Source organism: Streptomyces sp. NPDC035033, from assembly GCF_040636735.1.
Taxonomy (GTDB): domain Bacteria; phylum Actinomycetota; class Actinomycetes; order Streptomycetales; family Streptomycetaceae; genus Streptomyces.
Window position 1 is genome coordinate 243,051 of sequence record NZ_JBEZUZ010000001.1, and the last position, 18,859, is coordinate 261,909.

The window sequence follows — 18,859 nt, forward strand, 5'->3', positions numbered from 1 at the left end:
GGGCGGGGGGGCTACAGCTCCAGGCCCGCGAGTACGCCCCGGTAGAACTCCGCGTGCGGGGTCTCGACCGGGGTCGGGCCCGCGAAGTGCGTCGCGGTCCGGTCCGCGGTGAGCTTCCGCAGGTAGTCGAAGGCCTTGCCGTCCTCCTCGCCCCAGGCCGTGAAGCGCCAGTGCACGGGGCGGCCGGCCGCCTCCGCCAGTGCCTGGGTCGCGGCGGTACGGGACTCGGGGGCGCCGTCCGTCTGGAAGATCACCAGCGCCGGGCGGGCCGGGTCGGCCTTCTCGTGGTGGGCCAGGACCTCCTCGACGGCACGGTGGTAGTTCGTGCGGCCGAGGCGGCCGAGACCGGCGTTGATCTCCTCGACGCGGGTGGGGGTGAGGTCGGCGGGCGCGAGGTCGACGACCCCGTCGACGTCGGTCGAGAAGAAGACGGTCGTCACCGTCGCCGCCTCGTCCAGGTGCGCGGCGAGCGCGACGGCCTGCTCGGCGAGGCGCTGCACGGAGCCGTCCTTGAAGTACCCGCGCATCGACCCGGACCGGTCCACGACGAGGTACACCCGCGCCCGGGCCCCGTCGAGCCCCGCCTTCCGGAGCACGCTCCCCGCCGCCTTGTACGCGTCGGCCAGCTGCGGCGCCGCCGCCCTGACCCGCGCGAGCGGCACGGCGGGCCCGCGGTCGCCGTCGCCGGCGGCCTCGACGCCCTCCGGCTCCGCGCCGGCCTCCGGAGCGACCTCCGGCTCCGCCTCGGCGGCGGCCTCCGGGGCGGCCTCGGCTTCGGCGTCCACCTGCGACTCGGGCGCGGGCGCGGCCTCGGCCTCCGGCTCGGCGGTGGTGTCGGCGGCCGGTGCCGGGGCGGTGTCGGCCTCCGCCTCCGGCTCGGCCTCGGCGGTCGCCTGCGGCTCCGCCTCGACGGCCTCCGGGGTCGTGTCCGGCTGTGCCGGGGCAGCGGTGGCGTCCGCCTCCGGCGCAGCCACCGGAGCGGACTCCTCGGCGGCGGCCTCCGGGGCGATGTCCGCTTCGGCGTCCGCCTCCGGCTCGGCGTCGGCGGTGGCGTCAGCGGTCGGGGCGGGGGTGGCCTCGGCCTGCGGTTCGGTGGCGGCAGCGGTCTCGGCGTCCGCGTCGCCGCCGGCGACGACGTCGGCCTTGGCCTGCGGTTCGGTGGCGGCAGCGGTCTCGGCGTCCGCGTCGCCGTCAGCGACGACGTCGGCCTTGGCCTGCGGCTCGGCCTCCGCCTTCGGCTCGGCGTCGGGAGTGGCCTCGGCGTCTGCCTCCGGCTCCGCCACGGCGTCCGTGTCGCCGTCGGCGACGGCATCGGCAGTAGCTTCGACGGTCGTCTGCGGCTCGGCAGCGGCCTCGGCGTCCGCCTCGGGGTCCGCCTTGACGTCCGTCTCCGGCTCCGCCACGGCGTCGGCTACGGCGTCGGCCTCGACGGTCGCCTGCGGCTCGGCATCGGCATCGGCAGCGACCTCGGCGTCCGCCTCGGGCTCCGCCTTGGCGTCCGCCTCGGGCTCCGCCACGGCGCCCGCCTCCGGCGTGGTGTCCGCCTTCGGCTCGGCATCGGCGTCTGCCTCGGCGTCTGCCTCGGGCTCCGCCTTGGCGTCCGCCTCCGGCTCCGCCACGGCGTCGGCCTCGACGGTCGCCTGCGGCTCGGCATCGGCAGCGGCGGCGGCCACGGCGTCCGCCTCGGGCTCAGCCTCCGGCGTGGCCGCCACGGCGTCCGCTTCCGCTTCCGCCTCGGGCTTCGGCGTGGGTGTCGTGGGCTTCTCGGACGGGTCGGTTTCCGTCGCCGGTTCCGCCGGGGGCGGGGAGGAGGCGGTGCGGGCCTTGGGGATCTGGGGGTTGTCGAAGGCGGCGGCCACCAGGGCGTCGGCGGCTTCCCGGGCGGCTGCCTCGGAGGGCGCCGTACCGGGCGTCTCGGGGGTCGTCCCGGCGGGGGTCTCGGGGGCCCCGGGGGTCTCGGCGGAGGGGGGGAGGTCCGCCGGGGCCGGGGTCTCGGAGTGGGGTTCGCGGGACTGGGGCGGGACGGAGGGGGTCGCGGCGTCTTCGCGGTCGCGGCCGAACACCTTGCGCAGCAAGCTCCGAATACCCATGGGCGAACCCTTTCGCATGAGTTGGATGCGGTATGCGTCCTTCATCCCTGGCCAGGGCGGACACGTAAGGTTAGCGGCCGCCCCTTCCGGTTCCGGGGACCCCGTCGGTCACGGTTGCCGCTCATTCATCCGGCGTTCATTCCGCGTCCGCCCCCGTGCAGAGGTGCGCACATACCGTCACGGCCGAACGGATTTCCGACACCCTGTCGGCACACCATGTCGGCGCAGTGCTGCGCCGGAGGAGGACCAAGTGCGCAAACTGCTGCCGCTGATCGGCACCAACCCGCACGGCGGCGGGCGTTCCGCCCTCACCTGCCGGTTCCGCTGCGGCGACGCCTGCTTCCACGAGGTGCCCAACACCAGCGACAACGAGTACGTCGGCGACGTCATCGCCGGCGCGCTGTCCCGCCGGTCCGCGCTCCGGGCCGCCGCCGTCGTGACGGTCGCCTCCGCCGCCGGCGGCTCGCTGGTGCTCGGCGGGGCGCAGGAGGCGCAGGCGCACCCCGGCCACGGGCACGGGCACGGGACCAAGGCCGACGGGGCCCGTGGGCTCCGGTTCGCGCCGGTCGCGCCCAACACCGCCGACGAGGTCACCGTTCCGGCGGGGTACGGGCAGAACGTCGTCATCCGCTGGGGCGAGCCGATCCTCCGCGGCGCGCCCGCCTTCGACCCGGAGAAGCAGACCGCCGCGGCGCAGGCCGGGCAGTTCGGGTACAACAACGACTTCCTCTCCCTCCTGCCGCTGCGCGGGGAGCACGGCAGGCAGGTCCTCGTTGCCAACCACGAGTACACCGACGAGGTCCTGATGTTCCGCGGCTACGACGCCGCGAACCCGACCCGCGAGCAGGTCGAGATCGCCTGGGCCGCGCACGGCCTCTCCGTCGTCGTCGTGCAGGAGGAGCGCCGCACCGGCAAGCTGACGCCGGTCACCCGCCACTACCTCAACCGCCGCCTCCACACCACCAGCGAGTTCGAGCTGACCGGCCCCGCCGCCGGCGGCGCCCTCGTGCGGACCTCCGCCGACCCCGAGGGCCGTACCGTCCTCGGCACGCTCAACAACTGCGCCGGCGGCACCACCCCGTGGGGCACCACCCTCCACGGCGAGGAGAACTTCAACCAGTACTTCGCCAACGGCTCGTCCGCCACGGACAAGCGGTACGGCGTCGGCACCGGCGCCTCCGAGCGCAAGTGGGAGCGGTTCGACAAGCGCTTCGACCTCGCCCAGGAGCCGAACGAGGTGCACCGCTTCGGCTGGGTCGTCGAACTCGACCCGTACGACCCGGAGTCGACGCCCCGCAAGCGCACCGCGCTCGGCCGGTTCAAGCACGAGGCCGCCCAGCCGCGGCTGACCGCCGACGGCCGTCCGGTCGTCTACATGGGCGACGACGAGCGGTTCGACTACTTCTACAAGTTCGTGTCGTCGAAGCGGATGATGAAGGGGTCCTCGCGGCGGGCCCGCGAGCACAACCTCACCCTGCTCGACGAGGGCACGCTGTACGTCGCCAAGCTGACCGGCGACTCCCCGGCGGCCGAGATCGACGGCACCGGCAAGCTCCCGAACGACGGCGAGTTCGACGGCTCCGGCACCTGGATCCCGCTGGCCACGGCCGGTCCGGAGGGCGCCGTCTCGCACGTGCCCGGCATGACCGCCGAGGAGGTCTTCGTCTTCACGCGCCTCGCCGGCGACAAGGCGGGCGCGACGAAGATGGACCGCCCCGAGGACGTCGAGCCGTCGCCGCGCTCCGGCCGCGTCTACGTCGCCCTCACCAACAACTCCAACCGCGGCAAGGGCACCAACCCGGGCGCGGACGAGGCCAACCCGCGCAACCTCAACAAGCACGGGCAGGTCCTGGAGCTCGCCGAGCACTGGGACGACCCGGCCTCCGACGGCTTCGCCTGGCGCCTCTTCCTCGTCGCCGGCGACCCGAACGACCCGGCCACCTACTTCGCGGGCTACCCGAAGGACAAGGTCTCCCCGATCTCCTGCCCGGACAACGTGGCCTTCGACCCGCACGGCAACCTGTGGCTCTCCACCGACGGCAACGCCCTCGGCTCGCACGACGGCCTCTTCGGCGTCGCCGTGCACGGCGAGCGCCGCGGCGAGCTGAAGCAGTTCCTCACCGTCCCCAAGGGCGCCGAGACCTGCGGCCCGATCATCCAGGACCGCCGCGTCCTCGTCGCCGTCCAGCACCCGGGCGAGATCGACGGCGCCTCCGTCGAGAACCCGGCCTCCACCTGGCCCGACGGCCCCGGCAAGATCGTCCGCCCGTCCGTCGTCGCCGTCTGGCGCACCGACGGCCGCGACATCGGCGTCTGAGACCGGTGACGGCAGGGGGCCCGGGGGCCGGTCAGCCGGCCCCCAGGCCCTCCCGGAAGCGGACGAACTGCTCCGCCGGGTCGCCCGTGTACGCCCACGGCACCCACGCCGCCCGCGTCCCGAGCATCCCCATCAGCTCCCGCGCCAGCTCCACCTGGCCCGCGTAACAGGCCGCGTGCGCGAGGAAGTTGAGGTCGCCGACCTCCTCGGGGGCGACCGGGAGCGAGTCGTCCCGGCCGCCGATCCAGCGCTCGTGGGTGCGCCGCAGCTCGGTCACCGCCAGCTCGTGCTTCCAGTGCTGGTCGAAGCCGCGCACCGGTCCCCGGCCCAGCGCCCCGTCCGCGATGTAGCGGTACTCCTCCACCCGTGCCACCTGCACCAGGACCGGCAGCGCGGAGCCGGGCGGCGCCACCCCCGCCGCGTCCCGGGCGAAGTCGTACATGGAGCCGTGGGTGCCGTGCCAGCGCGCCGAGAGGTAGCGCAGCACCTGCACGTGGCCTTCGGTGTTGTACGGGTCGCGGCGCCGCAACTCGTCGAACCAGTAGCGCAGTTCGCGGCGCGGCACCCCGCCCTCGTACAGCCGGGCCACCGACAGCAGCGACACCCACGGCATCGGGTCGGCGGGCGCCGCCTCCGCAGCGCCCCGGCAGGCGTCGACGGCCGCGTCGATCCGGGCCCGGTCGACCGCGGCGCCCCGGCCGGCGGCGATGGCCGCGTCGAAGACGCGGACCACCTCGGTCGCCGCCCGCAGCACGGCCGCGTCCGGGTTCCCGGGCTCGGCGGCCCGCCATGCCTCGACGGTGGAGCTGCCGGCGGCGGCGTGCGACAGCAGCCGGATCCGGTGGGTGCGGCGGGCCCAGTCGTCGCCGGTGGCGGCGAGCAGGTCGCGTACGCCCTGCCACCGGCCGATGACGATGTCGTGACGGGCCTCCGTCAGCGCGCGGTCACCGAAGTCCGGGTCGAAGTCGGGTGTGAACCGCTCCGCGCGGGACCGCCTGAGGGCGCGTCGGCGTACGCCCATGGGGACCTCCTTCGGTCGGTGTGTCGGTGTGCCGGTACGGCGGTGCGTCAGAAGTCCGTGGCGTAGCTCTTGTCCCGCAGGCGGGAGCCCGGGTCCGTCGGGGCCGACTCGCCCGCCGCGGCGAGCGCGCGGGTCGCGTCCAGGCGGGCGGGCCGGTAGTAGTCGCTGCCCTTGAGCCGGTACACCGTCATCGGGACGAGACCGAGGGCGAGCCCGCCGAGGCCGATGGCGAGGGCGGTGGTGGACAGCTCGCCCAGCGACTCGACGAAGGCCCACAGCATGAACGCGGAGCCGAGCAGCGGCCACACCCCGCCGAGCAGCAGGTTCTTCGCCGACTTCAGCAGCAGCGACTTGTAGGCGACGACGGCGGCGATGCCGGCCAGGCCGTAGTAGAAGGCGATCTGGAGGCCGATCGCGGAGACCGCGTCCCGCAGGATCTGCTGCACGGAGCCGGCGGCGGCCGCGGCGGCGAAGAGGACGAGCGCGGCGGCGCCGACGGCCGCGACCGCGACCCACGGGGTGTTCCAGCGGCGGTGGACGAGGCCGAGGGCGGCGGGCAGGGTCCGGTCGCGGCCCATCGCGAAGAGCGAGCGGGTCGCCTGGAGCAGGGTGGTCTCCAGGGTCGCGACCGTGGACAGGACCACCGCGACGACGAGCAGCTTCCCGCCGGCGCCGGGCCAGATCTCCTCGCCGAGGACGGCGAGCACGTTCGGCCCGGCGGACAGGATCCGGTCGGCGGGCAGCAGCACGTTCACCGCGACCGTGAAGGCCTCGAAGAGGAGGAAGACGGAGCCGACGCCGACCAGCGCGGCGAACCCGGCCGTGCGCCGGCTGTTGCGGGTCTCCTCGCTGAGGTTGCTGGTGACGTCCCAGCCCCAGTAGTAGAAGGCGGCGATCAGCGCGCCCGCCGCGAAGCCCTCCGGGCCGTGGAAGTGGCCGAGGCCGAACCAGGACCAGTCGAAGGCGACCGCCCGGCCCCGGTGCGCCACCGCCGCCAGCACGAAGCCCACCAGGATCGCCATCTCGATCCCGGACATGAGGAGTTGGGCCCGTACGGTGAGCCGGGTGCCGCCCAGGACCACGCCGAGCATCAGCAGGAACCAGCCGGCGCCGACGGCGGCGGCGAGCGGCGTCGAGGCGGCCAGTTCCCGGTCGAAGAGGGCGAGGGTGAGCGCCCCGGCCGGCAGCGAGCCCGCCACCATGAACAGGGTGGCGGCGAGGATCAGCGCCCAGCCGGAGAGGAAGCCGAGGAAGGGGTGGAGGGTGCGGCCCACCCACGAGTAGCCGGCGCCCGCGTTGACGTCGATCCGGCCGAGCCGGGCGTAGGCGAGGACGATGCCGAGCATCGGTATCGCGCAGTAGAGGAGCGCGGCCGGACCGGCGAGCCCGACCGCGCCGAAGAGCACGGCGGTGGTCGCGGCGAGCGAGTACGCGGGGGCGCTGCCGGCGACGGCCATCACGATCGTGTCGAAGGTGCCGAGGACATTGGGCTGGAGCCCTCTGCTGGTGGTCGTGCGCATGGCGGTGTCCTCGGAGTCCTGGGATCGGGTGTGGGGGGTCCGGACGGCGGAGGGGTGGGGCGGGCGGAGCGGGGCGGGGCGGGGCGGAGCGGGCGGGCGGGGTGAAGTGGCCCGGTCGGAGGGTCGGTCGGCAGCCCGGGAGCGGACGCGGGCAGGGGTGCGGGCCCTGATCACGGCGGGGGCGGTCGAGCGCATCGTAGTCGCCCCGGTGGGATCCGGTAACGGTGGCAGGAGGGTTCGGTTCCGTGACCGCCGGTAAGTCCGCTTCTGCGCCCCGGCGCACCGGCCCGGGAGGGGTTTACCGCAGCTCGGGACCGGCGATGGCGCGGGCCGCGCGCACCTCCTGGCGGAGCGGGGCGAGGACGCCGTCGTCGTCGCCGGGCAGGTCGGCGCGGACCGCGACCAGCGTCTCGGTGGCGCGCAGGGCGTCGGCGAGCTCCCGCAGCTCCCGCGCCACCGCCGCCACCTCCGCCGGGTCCGGCGGCGGGGCGCCGTGCGCGACGCGGATGCGGGCGGCGGTGGTGGCGTCCACGATCCGCTCGACGGCGATGGCGAGCGGCCACCAGGCGGAGGCGCGGGTGCCGGTCGGCGGCGGCTCGGTCAGCGCCCGCTGGAACTCGGAGCGGACCGCCGACAGGTCCCGGTACAGCTTGCGGCGGGCCCGCAGCCGGCCGCCGCCGTCGGCGTCCGGGCGGAAGGCGCGGTCCACGTACGCGGCGGAGTCCGCGACCGCGTCGGCGAGCCGGTCGCCGATCCGGCTGTGCCAGGACTCCGGCCACAGCAGGTAGCCGGCGACCAGCGCGATGGCGCAGCCGATGAGGGAGTCGTACAGCCGGGGCAGGACGAGGTCGAAGCCCTCCTGGTTGAGGGTGTCGGAGAGGAGCAGGATCACCGGGGTGATGGCGGCGGTCTGGAAGGCGTACCCCTTCGCGGAGAACGCCGGGATCAGCGCGGCGAGCACCGCCATCACCGGCACGTCCCACCAGCCGCGGGGCACCTCGGCGAGGACCAGCGCGGCGGCGACCAGGCCCAGGCAGGTGCCGACGGCGCGGAGCACCGCGCGGGAGAAGACCGAGCCGAAGTCGGGCTTCATCACGAAGGTGACGGTGAGCGCCACCCAGTACGAGCGGGGCACCGGGACCAGCGAGACGAGGGCCTGTGCCAGCCCGATGCAGAGCGCGAGGCGGAGCCCGTACCGCCAGGCCGGCGCGGAGAGCAGCATCGTGCGGACGGCGCGGCGGGCCCGGACGGTGAGGGCGGCGGGGCGGCCGAGCCGGTCGTCGACGCCGTAGGGATCGGGCTCGGCCTCGTGGACGACGGTGACGGCGTGCCGCAGGGCGTGCTCGACTGCCTTCTCGGCCGGGCGGGACGAGGGCGGGAGCGTGAGGTCGGGCCGTTCGGTGCGGCCGGTCTCGACGGCGTCCGCGAGGTCGCGGACGGTCGCGGCGACCTCCGGCGGCAGCGGGCCGAGCCGCCGGGCCCGCAGGTCGGCGGCGGGCGCGGCCTCCAGGAGCGGCACGAGCACGTTGAGCTGGGCGAGCAGCCGGGCCAGCGAGGAGGTGCGGCCGTGCTGGCGGGCGCGGCGGGCCAGGATCAGGTCGTACGCCTGGTTGAGGGAGGCGGTGACCGCGTGCCGCTTCTCCTGGTACGCGTCGGTGCCGGCGGCCTCGTACAGCTCGGCGACCGTCCGGTACGTGGCCGCCACCGCGGCCCGCTCGGGCGCGGCGCGGCGCAGCGGCCAGCCGAGGAGCGTGAGCGCCAGGACGACGAGACCGCCCAGGCCCAGCAGGACCGGCGCCTTCCACCAGGGGTCGGGCATGGGCAGGCCGGCGCCGACGACGGCGTTGAGGAGCAGCAGCAGCCCCGAGGCGGAGGCGACCGCGCCGATCGAGGAGATCATCCCGGAGACCAGCGCCACCAGGGTGAGCGTCGCCACCGCGAGCCAGCCGTGCCCGAAGACGAGCGTCCCGAGGGTGACGCCGAGGGCGCCGAAGAGCTGCGGGACGGCGATGTTGAAGACCCGCATCCGGTACGCGTCGGCGGTGTCCCCGATGACGCTGGACAGCGCGCCCATCGAGACGAGGGCGCCCTCGGCGGGGCGGTCCGCGGCGAGGCCGACGGCGAGGGGGGCGGAGAGGGCGAGGGCCGCGCGGGCGACGGCGGCCCGGGGGACGGGGGCGGGGGTGGGGCGCAGGCCCGCGGTCAGCCAGGCGGGGGGTCCTGTCCGTCCTCGCCTTCCGCGCCCGCGTTCCATGCGCTCCAACTTACGCGCGCCTTCCGCTCGGCGCGGCGCGGTGCGGTGCGGGTGGCCCGCCCCGGACCACGCGGTCCGCGCCCCGCTGTCCCGTGTGGGCCGCGCCCCGTCCCTGTGGGCAGGCGTCCCGCAGGGCGGGACGGGTGGGCACAGGGACGGCGCCCCTGCCGGGCCAAGGCTTTCCGCGCCTGAACCCGCACCCGAAGGGCGTCGCACTCGTGGTGCGGGTCCAGGCCCGGTCGCGGAGGCACCGCTGAGGGTGCCGTTCCGTTGTGCCCACCCGTTCCGCCCCAGCGGAACGATTGCCCACAACGGAGCGGCGCGACCGCCCCGGCCGGGCGCGGCCCACAACGGAGCGGCGGCCGGGCGCGGGCGTAGGGGGTCAGTTGCGGTAGGACTCTACTTCCGCGGCGGGGCGGAGGGCGGCGGTGTCGGGGTCCTCCCCGAACTCCGCCTTCGCACGCCGCTGCCGCAACAGGTCCCAGCACTGGTCGAGGCGGACCTCCAGCTCCGTGAGGCGTCGGCGCTCCTCGGGGAGGAGGCCGCCGGTGCGGCGGCGAAGGGCGCGCTCCTCCTCCACCAGCGCTCCGATGTCGTCGAGGATCTGCTCGTCGTCCATGCTCCCAGCGTGGCCGATCAGCGCCCGTCGTGCAGGTCGAGATCGGCGAGGACGGCCCGGTGGTCGCTGCCGGCGAGCGGGAGGAAGCGGGTGGCGGCGGCGAGGAGGCCGGGGCTGCTCAGGACGTGGTCGATCTGGACGAACGCCGGCAGGGGGCCCTCGGCCGGCCAGGTCGGGGCGTGGGAGTCGCCGGTGGTGCGGGCCGCGTCGAGGAAGGGGCCGGCGTCGAGCAGGGACCGGAAGGCGGCGTGGTCCTGGGAGGCGTTGAAGTCGCCCGCCAGGATCAGCTCCTCGCCGGCCGGACGGGCGGCGACGGCGTCCCGGAGCCGGCCGAGTTCGTCCTTCCAGAGCCGGACCTGGCCGGGCACGGGCGGCATGGGGTGGGCGAGTTGGAGCCGTACCGGCCGGCCCGCGATGTCCGCCGTGGCGCCGGGCATGCCCATGACCGAGGGCACGACGGCCCGGTCCCGCAGCGGATGGGCGCTGAGGAGGACGGAACCGGCGGAGCCCTCCGCCTCCACGGCGACCCGGTGCGGCAGTTGCCGGGACAGCGCGGCGGTGAGCCTCCGCCCGCAGGCGGGGTCGCACTCGGAGACGAACAGGAGCTGGGGCCTCTCCCGGCGTGCGAGGTCGATCAGGGCGCCGGTGGCCTGTCCGAACTCGACGTTCGCCGCGATGACCCGGACCCGGGCGACCGGGAGGCCGTGGGTGACGGCGGACAGCGGCGTGTACGGCAGCGAGGCCCACACGGTGCCGGTGAGGACGAGCACCGCGAGGAACGCGAGGCCCCGGCGGCGGGCGAGGCCCGCGCACAGCAGCCCGAGCCCGGCGGGGACGGTCAGCCAGGGGAGGAAGGAGAGGAGCTGGGGGAGGGGCGTGACGCCGTCGGTGCCGAGCGCCCGGCAGCCCGCGACGGCCGCCGGCACGGCCAGGAGGAGGCCCGCGGCCCAGGCCGCCGCACGGGTGCGGAGTCCGGGCCGCAGCGGCGGGGCCGGGGGCCCGGTCGTCGCGCCCGTGCGCGTGCTCGTATCCGTGCCCGTACCCGTGCTCGTACGGGGCGGCGTGCCGGTCGCGGCGGCGGGGGCTCGGTCCACTTCCTCAGTGTCGCAGGGCCCGTACGATCTCCGCCCGGGTCGCCCCTTCCAGGGCCCTGTTGCTGCGCGCCGTACCGGACTTGGAGGTTCCGGGCGCGACGCCGTCGAGGGTGAGGACGACCGCGTCGAGGAGGTTCCCGCCGTCGTCCCGGAAGGTGACCATGACCGTGTAGTCGGCCGTCCCGTCCTCGGGGTTGGTGGCGGTGACCGTGGCGACCGTGCGGTCCCCGTCGGCCGAGGTCTCCCCGGCCCGGAGGTCCCCGGTCGCGTTCGCCCCGTCCTTGATCCGGTCCATCTTCCGCTGCGCGGCCGAGGCGACGGAGGAGGCCGCCGAGGACACGAGGTCCCCGGCGGTCTCCTGGACGGCGTCGCACCCGGTGGCCGCGCCGGCCGCGGCGAGGGCGAGGAGCAGCGCCCCGCCCGCCCGCAGCCGGACCGGCCGTGACCGTGGGGTCATCCGCGGCGCCCCGCCCTCAGTACCGCTCGCCGGGGCCGTACGCGTCGTCCGTGGCCAGGGCCCAGATCACGAAGATCGAGATGGCCATGGAGAACAGCGCCCACCACGGCTGGTAGGGCAGGAAGAGGAACTGGAGGAGGACGTTGAGGGACGCCAGGGAGATGCCGGCGACCCGGCCCCACTCGGCGCCCTTGAGGATCCCGTAGCCGGCGACGGCGACGACGATGCCGAAAATCAGGTGGATCCAGCCCCACGTGGTGAGGTCGAACTTGAAGACGTAGTCGCCGACGCGGGTGTAGACGTCGTCCTCGGCGATCCCCGCGATGCCCTGGAAGACGTTCATGATGCCCGTGACCAGCATGAGGACGCCGGCGAAGAGCGTGCCGCCGGAGGCCCAGGCCTGGCCGGCGTCCGACTTGTGGGCGCGCGGGGTGCTGTCCGGTCGTGGAGGAGTGCTGTTCTGGCTCATGACCTCATCGTGGGAGCATTCGTACGATTTCGGCCTTCTGGCTGGGCCGTTCGGGTGAGCGGCCCGTGTCCGTGCCGGCGGGCGGGCGGCCCGGCCGCTGATCCACTTGCGGGGCGCGGGCGGCTGGTGTGCCCTGGAGGGTGCAGCAGAGGGTGCAGCAGCAGGGGGGCGAGACGAAGGAGCTCCTGCCATGGCCGCACACGCAGCCGTACCCGCACGGCGCCCGGCGCACCTGCACGGCGTCGTCCTCCCCGCCGTCATCGGGGTCCTCTACGGCCTCTACGCCGCGACCGTCTGGCGGCACGGCGGACCGCTCACCTGGGGCCAGCTCTGGCTCGGCATCGTCTCCGCGATCGTCCTCGCCGGCGCGCTGTACGCGCTCCGCACGTACGGGCGCGCGCTGCCGCGCGAGGCGCGCGGCGTGGCGTGGGGTGCGGTGGCCGGCGGCGCGGTCGGCTTCCTCTACAGCCTCTCCGGGGCGAGCGTGCTCTCGTCGAGCGTGCTGGGGCTGGTCGTCGGCCTGGGCGTGGGCGGGGCGGCGTTCTACCTCTTCTACACCCACGAGGACGCGAGGGGCCGTCCGGCCCCGTACTGACGCGGGGGCCGGGCCCCGAGGAGAGGAGGCGGCGGAGGGATGAGGCGATGAGCGGGCTCGCGATCGAGACCGAAGGGCTCGTCAAGGTCTTCGGGAGCAACCGGGCCGTCGACGGCGTCGACCTCCGCGTCCCCGCCGGCACCGTCTACGGCGTCCTCGGGCCGAACGGCGCCGGCAAGACCACCGCCGTGAAGATGCTCGCCACCCTGCTGCGCCCCGACGGCGGCCGGGCCCGGGTCTTCGGGCACGACGTCGTCGAGGAGGCCGACACCGTGCGCGGCCTGGTCAGCCTCACCGGCCAGTACGCCTCCGTCGACGAGGACCTCACCGGCACCGAGAACCTCGTCCTCCTCGCCCGCCTCCTCGGCCACTCCCGCCCCGCCGCCCGCGACCGCTCCGCGCAGCTGCTCGCCGCGTTCGGACTCGCGGACGCGGCCGACCGGCAGGTCAAGAACTACTCGGGCGGCATGCGGCGCCGCATCGACATCGCCGCCTCCATCCTCAACACCCCCGACCTGCTCTTCCTCGACGAGCCGACCACCGGTCTCGACCCGCGCAGCCGCAACCAGGTCTGGGGCATCGTGCGCGCCGTCGTCGCCCAGGGCACCACCGTCCTGCTCACCACCCAGTACCTCGACGAGGCCGACCAGCTCGCCTCCCGGATCGCCGTCATCGACCACGGGAAGGTGATCGCGGAGGGCACGAAGGGCGAGCTCAAGGCGTCGGTGGGCTCGGGCTCGGTCCACGTGCGGCTCCGGGACCCGGCGCAGCGGCCGGCCGCCGAGCGGGTCCTCGCCGCCGCCCTGAACGCCACCGTCCAGCTCGACCCCGACCCCGTCGCCCTCACCGCCACCGTCGACGGACACACCACCGTCGACGGACACACCACCGTCGACGGACACGCCACCGTCGACGGACACGCCACCGTCGACGGACACGCCACCGTCGACGGACACACCACCGTCGACGGACACACCACCGCCGGCGGCGGTGGCGCGGGCCGCGGGACCGGGGCCGGTTCCGACCTCGGGGCCGCCGAGCAGGCGTCCCGGGCCCTCGCCGAACTGGCCCGCGCCGGGATCACCGTCGACAACTTCGCGCTGGGACAGCCCAGTCTCGACGAGGTGTTCCTCGCCCTCACCGACCGGAGGGAACCCCGGGCATGAGTTCCACCACCTCCACCTCCACCGGCGCCGCCGCCACCGACACCGGCGCCGAGTTCGCCGCCCCCCGGCCCGACGAGCTCGCCGCCCTGCTCGTCGGGCGGGACCGGCCGCCCCGGCCGGGCGCGCTCTCGGCCTCGCTCACCTTCGGCCGGCGGGCCCTGCTGAAGATCAAGCACGTGCCGGAGCAGCTGTTCGACGTGACCGCGTTCCCGATCATGATGGTGCTGATGTACACGTACCTCTTCGGGGGCGCGCTGGCCGGTTCGGTCGCGGAGTACGTCCAGTTCCTGCTGCCCGGCATCCTCGTGATGTCGGTCGTGATGATCACGATGTACACCGGCGTCTCGGTCAACACCGACATCGAGAAGGGCGTCTTCGACCGCTTCCGCACGCTGCCGATCTGGCGGCCCGCGCCGATGGTCGGCTACCTCCTCGGCGACGTCGTGCGCTACCTGATCGCCTCCGCCGTGATGCTGACCGTCGGCCTCCTGATCGGCTACCGGCCCGACGGCGGGGTGGCGGGCGTGTTGCTCGGGGTGGCGCTGCTGCTGGTCTTCTCGTTCGCCTTCTCGTGGATCTGGACCATGTTCGGCCTGCTGCTGCGCAGCGAGAAGTCCGTCATGGGCGTCAGCATGATGGTGATCTTCCCGCTGACCTTCCTCTCCAACGTCTTCGTCGACCCCAGGACCATGCCGGGCTGGCTCCAGGCCTTCGTCAACAACAACCCGGTGACCCATCTGGCGACGGCCGTACGGGAGTTGATGGGAGGAGACTGGCCGGGCGCGGACATCGCCTGGACGCTGGGGTGGTCCGCGCTCTTCGTGATGGTGTTCGGCGCGGTGACGATGCGGCTCTACAACCGCCGTTGAGTCACTCTCGGCCCTTGGTCCGGGGGATCTTCTGCTGGACGGCCCAGCGGTTGCCGTCCGGGTCCGCGAAGTAGACGAACGACCCCCACGGACGGTCGTCGATCGCGCCGACGTCGATGCCGCGCGCGGTGAGTTCGGCGTGGGCGCGCTCGATGTCGTCGACGACCACCTGGAGGTTGTCCAGGGAGCCCGGGGCCATCTCCGTGATCCCCTTCCCGAAGGCGATCGAGCAGGCCGAGCCGGGCGGGGTCATCTGCACGAAGCGGATCCCGTCGTTGACGGTCACGTCGTGGTCCGCGTGGAAGCCCGCCTTCTCGTAGAAGGCCCTGGCGCGGTCGACGTCGGTGACCGGGACGCCGACCAGTTCGAGCCTGATGTCCATGGGGTCCGTGCGGTCCGCGCGGTCCGCGCTGTTCATGCTGTCCATGAGGGCATCCTGCGCCGGGGCCGGCGGCTCCGCACGGCGGGAGGGGCCTCGCGGGGAGGGGCCGGGCACGCCGTTGACCTTCCCCCGCGGGGAAGGACCAGCATCGGCCGGGCCGGGCGAAGGGCCCGGTCCAAGGAGGACGGGGAGACGTGCCGGCATCACCATCACCATCGCTCACCATCGGTGACTTCGCCCGCGCCACCGGCCTCTCGGCGAAGGCGCTGCGCCGCTACGACGAGCTCGGCCTGCTGCGGCCCGACCGGGTCGACCCGTACAGCGGCTACCGGTACTACGCCGAGGCGCAGACGGAACGGGCCCGGCTGATCGCCTGGCTGCGGCGGATCGGCATGCCGCTCGCCGACGTCGGGCGGGTCTGCGCGCTGCACGCCGAGGACCCGGCGGGCGCGGCCCGCGCGATCCGCGCGTACTGGGCCTCCGTCGAGGCCGAGACGGCGGCGCGGCGGGGCCTCGCGGCCTCCCTGGTGGACCACGTGAAAGGAACCCGCACCGACATGACCGCCGGAACCACGTACGTACTGAACGCCACGGCCCTCCTCGACCGGGGCCTGGTCCGGCCCGAACAGCAGGACGCGGTCCACGCCTCGCCCCGGCTGCTGGCCGTCGCGGACGGGTACGGCCCCGAGGGCGCGCGGGCCGCGCGGGCGGCGGTCGCCGCGGTCGCGGCCGTGCCGTCGGCGGGGTCCGCGCCGGGGCGGGCCGGGGACGCGCTGAACGCGCTGGAGGACGGCGTCCGCGCGGCCGGCGAGGCCGTGGCGGGCCTCGACGGCTCCGGCACGACGCTCACCGCCGCGCTGCTCGCCGGCACCCGGCTGGTGCTCGCGCACGTCGGGGACGCGCGGGCCCACCTGCTGAGGGACGGGCGGCTACGGCGGCTCACCCGGGACGACACGGTCGTCCAGGCGCTCGTCGACGCGGGCGAGCTGGAACCGGCGGAGGCGGCGGAGCGGCCCGACCGGGCGGTGCTCCTGAAGGCGCTGGACGGCGGGGGCGCGGTGCCGGACCCCGCGCTGAGCGTCCACGAGCTGCGGCCCGCGGACCGGATCCTCCTCTGCACGGACGGGCTCTCGGCGCTGCTGCCGGAGGGGGAGCTGGCGGACGTCCTCTCCGGGGCGGCGACGGTCGCGGCGGCGGCGGAGGAACTCCTCTCCCGGGCCCGCGCCCAAGGCGCCCCCGACAACCTGGCCCTCGTCACCGCCGAACCGCTCCCCGCCTGACGCGTTTCCCGCCGTCCGGCGCGCTTCCCGCCGTCTGACGTGCTCCCCGCCTGACGCGCTTCCCGCCGTCCGGCGGGGTCACTATTGGGGGACGGTACCTCGGACCACCACCACCGGGCAGGGGGCGTGCTGGGTGACGTTGGAGGAGACGGAGCCGAGGACCGCCGCCTTGAAACCGCTGTAGCCCCGGTCCCCGACCACCAGCAGCTCCGCCCCCTCCGCCTGGTCCACCAGCGCCTGCGCCGCGTTGCCGCCGACGACCGTCCGGGTGGTGGCGGCCGCCTGCTCGGGGGTGAGCGCCTGCGCGAGGGACTGGTCGAGGATCTGCTTGGCGAGCTGCTCGGGGTCGAACTCGGGCGGTACGCCGGGCATCAGGGTCGCCCAGGACGCCGGGTACTCCCAGCCGATCACCGCGTGCAGCGCGCCCCCGGTGAGGGCGGCCTGCGCGGCCGCCCACTTCAGCGCCTTCAGGGACGGTTCCGAGCCGTCCACGCCCACCACGATCCTGCCGCCGGTCATCGCCGACCTCCGTCCGTCGTCGGGGAAATTCCCTCCCCAACGTAACAAACCGGTCAGTCCAGCCTCAGGTCGGCCAACTGCTTCTCGAAGGGGACGACCTCCTCCACGCCGGTCTCGCCGGACCGGCGTTCGGCCGTCGCCGCGACCAGCGTCGCGAACTCCTCGCCCGCCCGGGTGATCCGGGACGGCAGGCCCTCCGTGTACGCGTCGCCGCCGGTCCCCCAGTCCTCCGAGGCCGCGTAGACGGCGGTCGGGGCGGTCTGGGCGCGGAGGTAGGCGAAGAGGGGGCGCAGGGCGTGGTCGAGGACGAGGGAGTGGCGGGCGGTGCCGCCGGTCGCGCCGATCAGGACCGGCGTACCGGTCAGCGCGGCCGGGTCGACCAGGTCGAAGAAGGACTTGAAGAGGCCGCTGTAGGAGGCGGTGAAGACGGGCGTCACCGCGATGACGCCGTCCGCGCCCGTCACCGCGTCGATCGCGTCCTGGAGTCGCTGCGACGGGAAGCCGGTGACGAAGTTGTTCGCGATGTCGACGGCGAGGTCCCGGAGTTCGACGACCTCGACGTCGACCGCGTACTCCTGCTCGGCGAGGCGGTAGCGGGTGGCCTGGACGAGCCGGTCGGCGAGGAGCCGGGTGGAGGAGGGACTGCTGAGACCGGCCGAGACCGCGACCAGCTTGAGCGTGCGCATGGCGGTTACGCCTCCTTCTTCTGCGCGGCCGCCGTGACGGCGGGGTGGAGCGGGGCGGTGGCCGGGACGCCGGCCGGGCGGAGGTTCGCGAACTCCTTGCGGAGGACGGGGACGACCTCCTCGCCGAGGATGTCGAGCTGTTCCAGGACCGTCTTCAGCGGCAGTCCCGCGTGGTCGACGAGGAAGAGCTGGCGCTGGTAGTCGCCGACGTACTCGCGGAAGGACAGGGTGCGCTCGATGACCTCCTGCGGGGAGCCGACGGTCAGCGGGGTCTGGCTGCTGAACTCCTCCAGGCTCGGACCGTGGCCGTAGACCGGCGCGTTGTCGAAGTACGGGCGGAACTCCCGTACCGCGTCCTGCGAGTTCTTCCGCATGAAGACCTGGCCGCCGAGGCCGACGATCGCCTGCTCCTCGGTGCCGTGGCCGTAGTGGGCGTACCGCTGGCGGTAGAGGCGGACCATCTTCTCGGTGTGCTGCTTGGGCCAGAAGATGTGGTTGGCGAAGAAGCCGTCGCCGTAGTACGCGGCCTGCTCGGCGATCTCCGGGGAGCGGATGGAGCCGTGCCAGACGAACGGCGGGACGCCGTCGAGCGGGCGCGGGGTGGCCGTGAAGCCCTGGAGGGCGGTGCGGAACTTGCCCTCCCAGTCGACCACGTCCTCCCTCCACAGCCTGTGGAGGAGCGCGTAGTTCTCGATGGCGAGCGGGATGCCCTGCCGGATGTCCTGGCCGAACCACGGGTAGACCGGGCCGGTGTTGCCGCGGCCCATCATCAGGTCCACGCGCCCGTCGGCGAGGTGCTGGAGGGTGGCGTAGTCCTCGGCGATCTTCACCGGGTCGTTGGTGGTGATGAGCGTCGTGGACGTGGAGAGGATCAGGTTCTCCGTGCGGGCCGCGATGTGGCCGAGGAGGGTGGTGGGGGAGGACGGCACGAACGGCGGGTTGTGGTGCTCGCCGGTCGCGAAGACGTCGAGTCCGACCTCCTCCGCCTTGAGCGCGATGGCGACCGTGTTCTTGATGCGCTCGTGCTCGGTGGGGGTGCGGCCGGTGGTGGGGTCGGTCGTCACGTCGCCGACGGTGAAGATCCCGAACTGCATCGTGGTCACCTCTCGCGTTCCGATTTAGTAGTTGAAGCTTAAACCATCCCGTCCAACCACGCCACCCACCCCCGTATTCCGCCCCGGCCCCGACCCGGGCTCCGGCGCCCGCTCCGGCCCCTCCGCGACCCGGTCCAGGTCCCCGCTCCGGCCCCCCGCGCCCGGCCCCGGTCCCCGCTCCGAGCCCGCGCCCCAGCCCCTCCTCGCCCCGCCGTCCCCGGCCCCCGCCCCCGTACCCTGAACCCCATGACCGAGAAGACGTACGACAACGAGGGCTGGAAGGAGCGGGGCGTGATGCTCCGCGTCTTCGTCTACGTCTTCGCCACCCACGCCTTCGCCGGCTTCGTCTGGCTCCTTTTCCACGTGGGCCAGAACGCCCAGAAGTGAGGGCCGCCACGTGCCGCCCACCTGCGCCCCTCACGTAGAG

18 protein-coding genes are annotated in these 18,859 nt (G+C 74.5%); 6 read left to right on the forward strand and 12 right to left on the reverse strand.

The features are described from left to right. Positions 1-11 precede the first annotated feature (11 nt). Complete coding sequence (locus tag AB0E83_RS01130) at positions 12-2,090, reverse strand: VWA domain-containing protein (protein WP_362104122.1); 2,079 nt, start codon at positions 2,088-2,090, stop codon at positions 12-14. Between the two features lie 250 nt (positions 2,091-2,340). Between AB0E83_RS01130 and AB0E83_RS01135 the strand changes: the two genes are divergently transcribed. Further along, positions 2,341-4,407: a PhoX family protein gene (locus AB0E83_RS01135; RefSeq protein ID WP_362104124.1), complete on the forward strand. Its 2,067-nt coding sequence runs from the start codon at positions 2,341-2,343 to the stop codon at positions 4,405-4,407. A 31-nt stretch (positions 4,408-4,438) separates the two neighbouring features. Here the strand turns inward: AB0E83_RS01135 and AB0E83_RS01140 are convergent, their stop codons facing one another. From AB0E83_RS01140 to AB0E83_RS01170, 7 genes are all read right to left on the reverse strand, one after another. Beyond that, entirely contained in the window at positions 4,439-5,428 is a 990-nt protein-coding gene (locus AB0E83_RS01140) for a hypothetical protein (RefSeq protein WP_362104126.1), read from the reverse strand. A gap of 47 nt (positions 5,429-5,475) precedes the next feature. After that, positions 5,476-6,948 (reverse strand): APC family permease, encoded by a 1,473-nt coding sequence (locus AB0E83_RS01145; protein ID WP_362104128.1) that lies wholly within the window; start codon positions 6,946-6,948, stop codon positions 5,476-5,478. A gap of 298 nt (positions 6,949-7,246) precedes the next feature. After that, positions 7,247-9,202, reverse strand: coding sequence for an FUSC family protein (locus AB0E83_RS01150; protein ID WP_362104130.1), 1,956 nt, complete (start codon positions 9,200-9,202; stop codon positions 7,247-7,249). Positions 9,203-9,584: 382 nt separating this feature from the next. Further along, the gene (locus AB0E83_RS01155; RefSeq protein WP_362104132.1) at positions 9,585-9,821 is read right to left on the reverse strand and encodes a DUF2630 family protein; all 237 of its coding nucleotides are present in this window, start codon (positions 9,819-9,821) and stop codon (positions 9,585-9,587) included. A gap of 17 nt (positions 9,822-9,838) precedes the next feature. Then, entirely contained in the window at positions 9,839-10,915 is a 1,077-nt protein-coding gene (locus AB0E83_RS01160; RefSeq protein ID WP_362104134.1) for an endonuclease/exonuclease/phosphatase family protein, read from the reverse strand. A gap of 4 nt (positions 10,916-10,919) precedes the next feature. After that, positions 10,920-11,372: a hypothetical protein gene (locus AB0E83_RS01165; protein WP_362104136.1), complete on the reverse strand. Its 453-nt coding sequence runs from the start codon at positions 11,370-11,372 to the stop codon at positions 10,920-10,922. 16 nt (positions 11,373-11,388) lie between these two features. After that, positions 11,389-11,841 carry a hypothetical protein gene (locus AB0E83_RS01170; RefSeq protein ID WP_362104137.1) on the reverse strand — a complete coding sequence of 151 codons (453 nt, stop codon included), beginning with the start codon at positions 11,839-11,841 and terminating at the stop codon, positions 11,389-11,391. A 190-nt stretch (positions 11,842-12,031) separates the two neighbouring features. On the opposite strand from AB0E83_RS01170, the gene AB0E83_RS01175 reads away from it, so the two are divergent. The 3 genes from AB0E83_RS01175 to AB0E83_RS01185 are packed head-to-tail and all read left to right on the forward strand — an operon-like array spanning position 12,032 to position 14,471. Continuing rightward, the gene (locus AB0E83_RS01175) at positions 12,032-12,436 is read left to right on the forward strand and encodes a hypothetical protein (protein ID WP_362104139.1); all 405 of its coding nucleotides are present in this window, start codon (positions 12,032-12,034) and stop codon (positions 12,434-12,436) included. 47 nt (positions 12,437-12,483) lie between these two features. Next, on the forward strand, positions 12,484-13,602 hold the full coding sequence (locus AB0E83_RS01180; RefSeq protein WP_362104141.1) for an ATP-binding cassette domain-containing protein: 1,119 nt from the start codon (positions 12,484-12,486) through the stop codon (positions 13,600-13,602). Continuing rightward, entirely contained in the window at positions 13,599-14,471 is an 873-nt protein-coding gene (locus AB0E83_RS01185) for an ABC transporter permease (RefSeq protein ID WP_362104143.1), read from the forward strand. Before AB0E83_RS01180 ends, AB0E83_RS01185 begins: the two co-directional genes overlap by 4 nt. 1 nt (position 14,472) lies before the next feature. Here the strand turns inward: AB0E83_RS01185 and AB0E83_RS01190 are convergent, their stop codons facing one another. Continuing rightward, positions 14,473-14,853 (reverse strand): GNAT family N-acetyltransferase, encoded by a 381-nt coding sequence (locus AB0E83_RS01190; RefSeq protein WP_362104278.1) that lies wholly within the window; start codon positions 14,851-14,853, stop codon positions 14,473-14,475. 194 nt (positions 14,854-15,047) lie between these two features. On the opposite strand from AB0E83_RS01190, the gene AB0E83_RS01195 reads away from it, so the two are divergent. Beyond that, positions 15,048-16,133, forward strand: coding sequence for a MerR family transcriptional regulator (locus AB0E83_RS01195; RefSeq protein ID WP_362104145.1), 1,086 nt, complete (start codon positions 15,048-15,050; stop codon positions 16,131-16,133). 81 nt (positions 16,134-16,214) lie between these two features. Here AB0E83_RS01195 and AB0E83_RS01200 read toward each other — a convergent pair whose 3' ends face one another. Genes AB0E83_RS01200 through AB0E83_RS01210 form a run of 3 tightly spaced genes read right to left on the reverse strand, consistent with a single transcriptional unit; the run spans position 16,215 to position 18,432 of the window. Then, complete coding sequence (locus AB0E83_RS01200) at positions 16,215-16,652, reverse strand: universal stress protein (RefSeq protein WP_362104147.1); 438 nt, start codon at positions 16,650-16,652, stop codon at positions 16,215-16,217. 53 nt (positions 16,653-16,705) lie between these two features. Beyond that, positions 16,706-17,338, reverse strand: coding sequence for an FMN reductase (locus AB0E83_RS01205; RefSeq protein WP_362104149.1), 633 nt, complete (start codon positions 17,336-17,338; stop codon positions 16,706-16,708). Positions 17,339-17,343: 5 nt separating this feature from the next. Then, on the reverse strand, positions 17,344-18,432 hold the full coding sequence (locus AB0E83_RS01210) for an LLM class flavin-dependent oxidoreductase (RefSeq protein ID WP_362104151.1): 1,089 nt from the start codon (positions 18,430-18,432) through the stop codon (positions 17,344-17,346). Between the two features lie 246 nt (positions 18,433-18,678). Between AB0E83_RS01210 and AB0E83_RS01215 the strand changes: the two genes are divergently transcribed. Beyond that, the gene (locus AB0E83_RS01215) at positions 18,679-18,819 is read left to right on the forward strand and encodes a DUF6126 family protein (protein ID WP_362104153.1); all 141 of its coding nucleotides are present in this window, start codon (positions 18,679-18,681) and stop codon (positions 18,817-18,819) included. Positions 18,820-18,859: the final 40 nt, after the last annotated feature.